The sequence below is a fragment of the Novipirellula sp. genome (assembly GCF_041583735.1).
Taxonomy (GTDB): domain Bacteria; phylum Planctomycetota; class Planctomycetia; order Pirellulales; family Pirellulaceae; genus Novipirellula.
On the sequence record NZ_JBFHFD010000491.1, the window covers coordinates 1 to 6,479 of the forward strand.

The window sequence follows — 6,479 nt, forward strand, 5'->3', positions numbered from 1 at the left end:
CTGAGAAGTCGACATTCCCAAACAAAGAGGTCTGGTCCAGCTCCGGCAGTAGCGCGACCCGCCACGAATGAAAATGAAACTCATCCATGGTTGTTCGAGGCTGATTAAGAAATGTGCCGTTGTAAAGCGAAGGAAGCGACCGGTGTGTCGATTCGTGGTTGTGAACCGCAAGAGCGAGCTGCTTCAGGTTGTTTTGGCAAGTCGATTGGCGTGCAAGCTCCCGAGCGTACTGGATGGTGGGAAGTAAGAGAGCAACGAGAATTCCGATGATCCCGACGACAGCGATAAGTTCAAGGACTGTGAGTCCGCTGCGACGTATTGTCATCTGATTCCACTTTGTCGACGAACGTTAAAATCACCCGGTTGCGGCCAGACGACTTGAATTTAACAAAACGCCCGATCCGCAACCCGGGTGCATTTATTGGTTCACCAAATTGTTAGGACTTCCGTTACGACAGTACCGCATCCCGCTTAGCGGCGGCCTCCACGCCTGGCAGCGCACCGCACTCAACTTGCGCGTCCTCCAAAAGCTGGAACAGTTGCTGTTCAATGCCAGCATCGTACCCGGCGACGGCGTTCCACTCCATCCTGAATCGAGCTAGCCAATAGTATCGACTCCAGAATTTATCAGATTCGGAAAGACCCAAGTTGCCAGCAAGTTCCAGATCCTCGGTCAGAATGCAGTAGTTCCGCAGCGACCGATCCGCGATGGGATGGGCAAGCATCTCACAGGTATATCCGCCAAGCCGAGACTCCACGTCTGCGAGGCGAACAACCGCAAGGGCGATTTCGTTGTCCGTAGCGAGACGCAACCGTTTACTCCCATGTGGGCGAACGAGGTAATTATCGCCGGTTGTTCCCGCGATAAGTGGTGAAGTAGGGTGTTATCGCCGGTTGGTGAGAACCTGCCAGAACGCGATTATCGCCGGTTCTAGACTCCGCGTCAACAATTAGCGGGGTCTGGTTCCGCACGATGTCAACAACTTGTTCGGCCAATGGCTCCTGTGTTTCACACAAAGCACCGGTTCGCTCATAGATGAGACTACACAGACTCGAATTGACAACGACGGACTATGTTTCCCGTGAACGAGGCTGGCGGTTGAGGCGGAGAAGGCGTATCTGGAACGCCGAGAGCGAAATAAATCGCGACACGGGCGAGCGTGGGCGGCCAGAAGCGGCCAGGAAGCCGGCCACCCTGGGCGAACGGGTCCTCCGTCGAAAAAACGTTTCCAACCAGGGCCACCGGAACAGCCGCCCTATTAGGCACAGTTAGTTTTAATTGTCCGAAAGAAACATGTTGTGTTGGTGAACCCCGTCTCGCTACGTAAAATTCCACAAAAGGAACTGAAGAAGTTTGAGCGAAAATAGTCGTTGAAGAAGATTCAGCGAAGACCATATTTGACGACAACCGCTTCGAAACCATCCTCCCTCATACTCCGGGATTACTGCCATGGTCCGCGACACTCAAAGTGAATTTTCCACGCGAACCAACGCTGCGATGAAAGAGACTCGGAAGGTTGTTGTCGACCGTGCTCGAAAACACAATACGCCAATTGTCCTTTGGCGCGATGGTAAGGTTGTTGAACTCGATCCGTTCTCACCAGAGTTCGATGAACCGAAAGACGAAACAGCTGCGGCCGACAGTGATTAGGCCGGCGACTTCCCAAAACACACCCACCCAACCAAACATCTAGCCAACAACCCACCGACCGAACCCTTTCCATTTCTCTTCTCCTTGGAAAGGACGCTGCCATGCAGGTCGAAATATGGTCGCTTGATCGAATCAAGCCTTACGAAAGCAATCCTCGTATTAACGACGACGCAGTTGCGGACGTCGTTCAAAGCATCAACGAATTCGGTTTCCGCCAACCTATCGTGGTTGACACCGACGGCGTGATCATCGTCGGCCATACCCGGTTCAAGGCCGCCAAGTTCTTAAACCTTGCAGAAGTGCCGGTTCACGTCGCGAAGGACATGGAACCTGAATCGGTCCGGGCCTACCGGATCGCCGACAATCGCACCGGCGAAAATGCAGAGTGGGATTACAACTTGCTGCCGCTGGAGATCAGTGCATTGCAAGACTCAGGGTTCGATTGTGAATTGCTCGGATTCGATTCGGACGAGTTGGCTAAACTGCTCGACCCGGGCGTCACGCAAGGCTTGACCGATCCGGATGACGTTCCCGAACCTCCCGACGAAGCGATTACGCAACCCGGCGATCTGTGGATCCTCGGCGACCACCGGTTGTTGTGCGGCGACTCGACCAGCGTGGAAGACCTTGATCGACTCTTGGCCGGTGCGAAGATCCAATTGTGCAATACGGATCCACCGTACAACGTGAAGGTCGAACCCCGCAGCAAGAATGCGATCGCGGCCGGCAACAGCTCGTTTGAGGCCGGCAAGGGCAAAACGAAGGATGGTCCGAAGAAGATGCGAGCCAAGGACCGGCCGCTGGCCAACGACTTTGTTTCCGATGAGGAATTTGACCGCTTGTTGAAAGCTTGGTTCGGCAATATCGCCCGTGTTATGGAACCCGGTCGTTGCTTTTACATTTGGGGAGGCTTTTCGAATATCGCCAACTATCCGCCTGTCTTGTCAGCCTGCGGTCTATATTTTTCGCAGGCCATCATCTGGGACAAAATGCACCCGGTGATGACACGCAAAGACTTCATGGGCGCACACGAGTGGGCGTTTTATGGTTGGCGTGAAGGTGCCGGCCACAAGTATTTTGGCCCGAATAACGCAACGGACCTGTGGCACGTCAAGAAAATCCCGCCACAGCAACTCGAACACCTCACCGGCAAGCCAGCGGAACTGGCCGTGATGGCGATGCAATATTCGTCACGCAAAGGTGACAACGTGCTCGATCTGTTCGGTGGCAGTGGATCGACACTGATCGGCGCGGAACAAACCGGCCGAAAGGCATTCTTGATGGAACTCGACCCGCCGTATTGCGACGTGATCGTTGACCGCTACCAGCGTTTCACCGGCAAGAAGGCGGTTCTTGAGCGAACCGGCGAGTCACCGATTCCGGTCGGGGCTCGCGAGGAGAATATGCGATGAGCTTGTTCAAAGCTTTTGATGCGACCATTCGCCGGCGTCGAAAATATACAGGTACTGCGAGCTGCAGTTCCTGGCGAACTCAACTAACGCGATACGTGCTGCGGCGGGCGGCCGAAGCGGCGGAGCAACAACGTCGCAATCAAGCCATCATAGAGCGACAACAACGTCGATCGAAACGCAAGCATCAGATCGAAGCCAACCGCATCGAGATGCAAAAGGGCATCGCGACTCAACTCGAAGCACGGAGTAAATCCCGTGAAGGTCGGGATCTCGATGCGGAAATGCAAGCCATCGACGCGGAGACGATGCTGAGAATCAAACCGGTCCACATAACTCGCACATCGTGCTAGTTACCTAACTGGTCGTGAAGGCACGATGCAAGCGGATTGCCAATTCATATTAGCCTCGACTAGTCATTTAGTTCTTCACTAACGAGCCTTCGCCTTCGCATCATTGGCGACATGCTTGAAAAATGCTCAACAAAGTCAGAGAAGTCAAACCCAAGTTGTTCAAACTCACCAAGAATGTGCTGCTCACCTTCGTGAACCAGTTGACCAACAAGTTCAGGATTGCCTCTAAGAAATTGTCCCATCTGCTTCATCTGATTCAAATGTCGCGAGAGGTCAATTGCTGTCTTTAATACCGGCCAGTTGGCTTCTTTCGTCAAAATCGATCTTGCAAAATCAAGCGCCTCCTCTTGATCTCCATTCTCGAGACGAATGTCCAACGCAAACTTTGCCAGCACTCCGCCAACAGCACGCGAAGGCAATAGCTCAACAAGTTTTCGGGCTTCCTTGACCAACCCCAATTGCAATGCACAGCGGGCCGCAATCTGAGTTGCTTGCAACCGAAGTTTTGGATCAAGATCGGCGCACTCTAATGCAGACTTGGCTACCTCAAAACTTTTCTCGTGGCGATCAAAATCTTCAAGCGTATCTGCTAGAGCAACCCACTGTTCACTTTCTAGCAACTGACGATCAAACGCTTCCTCGGAAATCGTCATGAGCCTCTCAACATCGGCGTATCGTGAAAGTTTGCTTCTCCTAAAGAACGCGCTACGCAGACGCGGTGGTTCCTGTCCCATGAAGAACTGGGCGACTTTTAAGAGTGCTTCCTCGTCGCCAGGTTTCAGATCGAGTAAGCGAACGCCAAAGATTGCAGATTCTTCGTTATGCTGTGTCAGCTCGAAGAAACGAATTGCTAAGCGATATACCTCGGGATGTGGATACAACGCCGCGAGTTCACGAATCCGCGCATGCGCCTCTGGCGCTCGAACGGACAGTAGGCCCCTTTCGGTCCGCTCAATCTCTTTCTTTATGCTCTCGTCAGCGACTTCGACATTTAGCCCTTGGAAAAGTTGAATGTACCCAGCTACCAAGGCATCTGATTTGTCCGTGTTGAGCATCGCAACGAACTCTTCACGCTCCAAGTCTGAACAGGAGAAGAGGAAGAAGATTTGAGATTCATCAACCTCAAACAACTCAGCGCATTTCGTCTTTAACTGATCAACGCTTCCGCGCGGTCGAGGGATGCGACTCACTACGACTTTAGTTTCGACCTTCTTGTCAAGCTGCTTGGCAATCTCGCTCTGAGAAATCATTCTGGACAAGTGTTTCGTCATCTTCACGCTTTCAGAAGCCATTGAAGACAGGATTACGGTTTCGTCCGCAAGCTGCTGAGTGCAAAGCCCGCCTATTTCGCTAAACCCAGTACGAGAGTCGATAACCAACACGTCCAGCGATAGGTCTTTACTGAAACGATCGAGGAACAGTTGAAAAAAGGCTGCACCGTTTCGTTCGGGAGAGAACATTAGCTCCCAGTCAAGATCGTTCAATTTCTGGGAGTAATCTGCTGCTAGGTAGTCACCAGCGGGAATTAGGTACAGTTCGTTCTCTCGCTGCCCAGTGGGTGATGGAATGGGAATTGGACATACGATGGGACGCACTTCGCCCGGTTGGTCCCCCGTCCTTTGAAATTCAAGGAGGTAATCGACAAGGCCAAGTTGCCCTGCAGGCAACTCGAATTCACGAAACTTCGAGTCAACACCTGGTGCCTCAAGGTCGAAATCCATGATCGCAACCTTCAATCCAAGCTTTGCGAGATAAACCGCAAAATTGGTTGCGGAAAGCGTTCTCCCGACACCACCTTTGTAGGAGAAGAAAGTGATAGTCTTCATGCGGTTAACCTCTGTCCTGCTGCAAGACCCCAAGTGCTTCCAGATCTTTCAATAAGATCTTGGGCCCCCTTCGCCTTCGCGACGATGGCGCCCAGACCGTTAGTCCACGGCTTAGGAACAGCCGCAACTCTATTGGATTGGCCCGCTAGTTGCTTAGCCCTCCTTAGGGCCTTGCTATACTGAGAAGAGCTAAGTAATTTGCCCCGCCGCTCAAGTGCGTCGAGTACGAATCTGGGATTGTCGAACGCGCGAATCATGCTGTCATGGGTTGCATCCTGCAAAGCTCCTCGTTCATAACGATTGATCGTGACCTCCCCCATGCCAATCAGCAATGCCATCGCCTTTTGCGATAAGCAATAGCGTTTGCGAATCGCTATAATCTGCTCTGGCAACAACAGGCGATTTCGCTCCCGATAAACTTCATACGCTAGCTGCGATGGATCTGAGCCATCCGCCACAACTTCCGCCTTACAACTGGGGCAAACACTCACTTCTACGGAAACGCTTACCGGCTCTCCGCGAACCATAAGCTCCAACTGCCGATTTTCGACACTGACATGCTGCTCAGATCCACAAGCAAAGCAGAAATCGCTGACCTCAGTTCGTTTTGTTTTGTTGACCATCTGTTGCCAATGGATAAATGAGTTTGTGTTTTGCAGGATGGAAAGACCAAACGATCGCGACGACGACCGTCTTCTTGCGGTTGTGCTTTTGAAGAGCCAGCTTCACATAGGCTTCGAGTGAATTGACGGTAACACCAAAAATCCACACATCTCGTCCAGGGCAGTTGCGATCAGGCTCTGGACCTGTTGAGTAGTTGTCAGGTGTCAAGTTCTGAATGAGTTCGTGAGCAATCGACTGGTTAATTCCCAAGTCAAGCAACCCCTGCGTAGTTTCTGCTCTCGTGATCCATTGAACATGTCCCAGCAGGATCGCAGCGGCTACTTCGCTGAGAAACTGAGAGACTTCTTGTCGGGTCGCCATGCGCCACTCCGTGAGCCGTTTGAAATCGGATAATTCACCTTTAAGCCTCCGTAGCTCGAAAAAGGGCTGTCTAGCCTGCTCTCACAAATACTATCACACGATAGTAACGTCGTCAATCCATTCGCCGATCTTTAGGTGCTATCACAGGGCAGCTAATTTCCTCATTAGGCCAAGATTTGGGTGCTTTCTCCAGAGCGCCTGGAAATAGTCATGGACTGGACGGACGCTCTACGATGCCCCCACCGGGTAACGAACC

Annotated in this window: 8 protein-coding genes; 3 read left to right on the forward strand and 5 right to left on the reverse strand. The window is 52.3% G+C overall.

Features of this window, described 5'->3' with window-relative positions; genetic code table 11:
• Both ABX962_RS26505 and ABX962_RS26510 read right to left on the reverse strand, forming a co-directional pair.
• Positions 1–325 (reverse strand): DUF1559 domain-containing protein (locus tag ABX962_RS26505; RefSeq protein WP_372723882.1); only part of this gene is annotated, 325 nt, incomplete at its 3' end.
• A gap of 124 nt (positions 326–449) precedes the next feature.
• Positions 450–812 carry a hypothetical protein gene (locus ABX962_RS26510; RefSeq protein WP_372723884.1) on the reverse strand — a complete coding sequence of 121 codons (363 nt, stop codon included), beginning with the start codon at positions 810–812 and terminating at the stop codon, positions 450–452.
• A 638-nt stretch (positions 813–1,450) separates the two neighbouring features.
• Here ABX962_RS26510 and ABX962_RS26515 point away from each other — a divergent pair.
• From ABX962_RS26515 to ABX962_RS26525, 3 genes are all read left to right on the forward strand, one after another.
• Positions 1,451–1,651: a hypothetical protein gene (locus tag ABX962_RS26515; RefSeq protein ID WP_372723886.1), complete on the forward strand. Its 201-nt coding sequence runs from the start codon at positions 1,451–1,453 to the stop codon at positions 1,649–1,651.
• A 101-nt stretch (positions 1,652–1,752) separates the two neighbouring features.
• Positions 1,753–3,063, forward strand: a complete 1,311-nt coding sequence (locus ABX962_RS26520; protein WP_372723888.1) for a DNA modification methylase — start codon at positions 1,753–1,755, stop codon at positions 3,061–3,063.
• Positions 3,060–3,413: a hypothetical protein gene (locus ABX962_RS26525; RefSeq protein WP_372723890.1), complete on the forward strand. Its 354-nt coding sequence runs from the start codon at positions 3,060–3,062 to the stop codon at positions 3,411–3,413. Before ABX962_RS26520 ends, ABX962_RS26525 begins: the two co-directional genes overlap by 4 nt.
• Before the next feature lie 59 nt (positions 3,414–3,472).
• Here ABX962_RS26525 and ABX962_RS26530 read toward each other — a convergent pair whose 3' ends face one another.
• Genes ABX962_RS26530 through ABX962_RS26540 form a run of 3 tightly spaced genes read right to left on the reverse strand, consistent with a single transcriptional unit; the run spans position 3,473 to position 6,223 of the window.
• Positions 3,473–5,239 (reverse strand): KGGVGR-motif variant AAA ATPase, encoded by a 1,767-nt coding sequence (locus ABX962_RS26530; protein ID WP_372723892.1) that lies wholly within the window; start codon positions 5,237–5,239, stop codon positions 3,473–3,475.
• The gene (locus ABX962_RS26535; protein WP_372723894.1) at positions 5,236–5,862 is read right to left on the reverse strand and encodes a type II TA system antitoxin MqsA family protein; all 627 of its coding nucleotides are present in this window, start codon (positions 5,860–5,862) and stop codon (positions 5,236–5,238) included. Before ABX962_RS26535 ends, ABX962_RS26530 begins: the two co-directional genes overlap by 4 nt.
• Positions 5,837–6,223 (reverse strand): hypothetical protein, encoded by a 387-nt coding sequence (locus ABX962_RS26540; protein WP_372723896.1) that lies wholly within the window; start codon positions 6,221–6,223, stop codon positions 5,837–5,839. The genes ABX962_RS26535 and ABX962_RS26540 overlap by 26 nt, the downstream gene beginning before the upstream one ends.
• Positions 6,224–6,479 lie beyond the last annotated feature (256 nt).

What these genes read in the sequence shown, in the direction of transcription:
- ABX962_RS26515 (WP_372723886.1), top strand. Translation starts at nt 1,451, where the DNA reads ATGGTCCGCGACACTCAAAGTGAATTTTCCACGCGAACCAACGCTGCG.
- ABX962_RS26520 (WP_372723888.1), top strand. Translation starts at nt 1,753, where the DNA reads ATGCAGGTCGAAATATGGTCGCTTGATCGAATCAAGCCTTACGAAAGC.
- ABX962_RS26525 (WP_372723890.1), top strand. Translation starts at nt 3,060, where the DNA reads ATGAGCTTGTTCAAAGCTTTTGATGCGACCATTCGCCGGCGTCGAAAA.
- ABX962_RS26530 (WP_372723892.1), bottom strand. Translation starts at nt 5,239, where the DNA reads ATGAAGACTATCACTTTCTTCTCCTACAAAGGTGGTGTCGGGAGAACG.
- ABX962_RS26535 (WP_372723894.1), bottom strand. Translation starts at nt 5,862, where the DNA reads ATGGTCAACAAAACAAAACGAACTGAGGTCAGCGATTTCTGCTTTGCT.
- ABX962_RS26540 (WP_372723896.1), bottom strand. Translation starts at nt 6,223, where the DNA reads ATGGCGACCCGACAAGAAGTCTCTCAGTTTCTCAGCGAAGTAGCCGCT.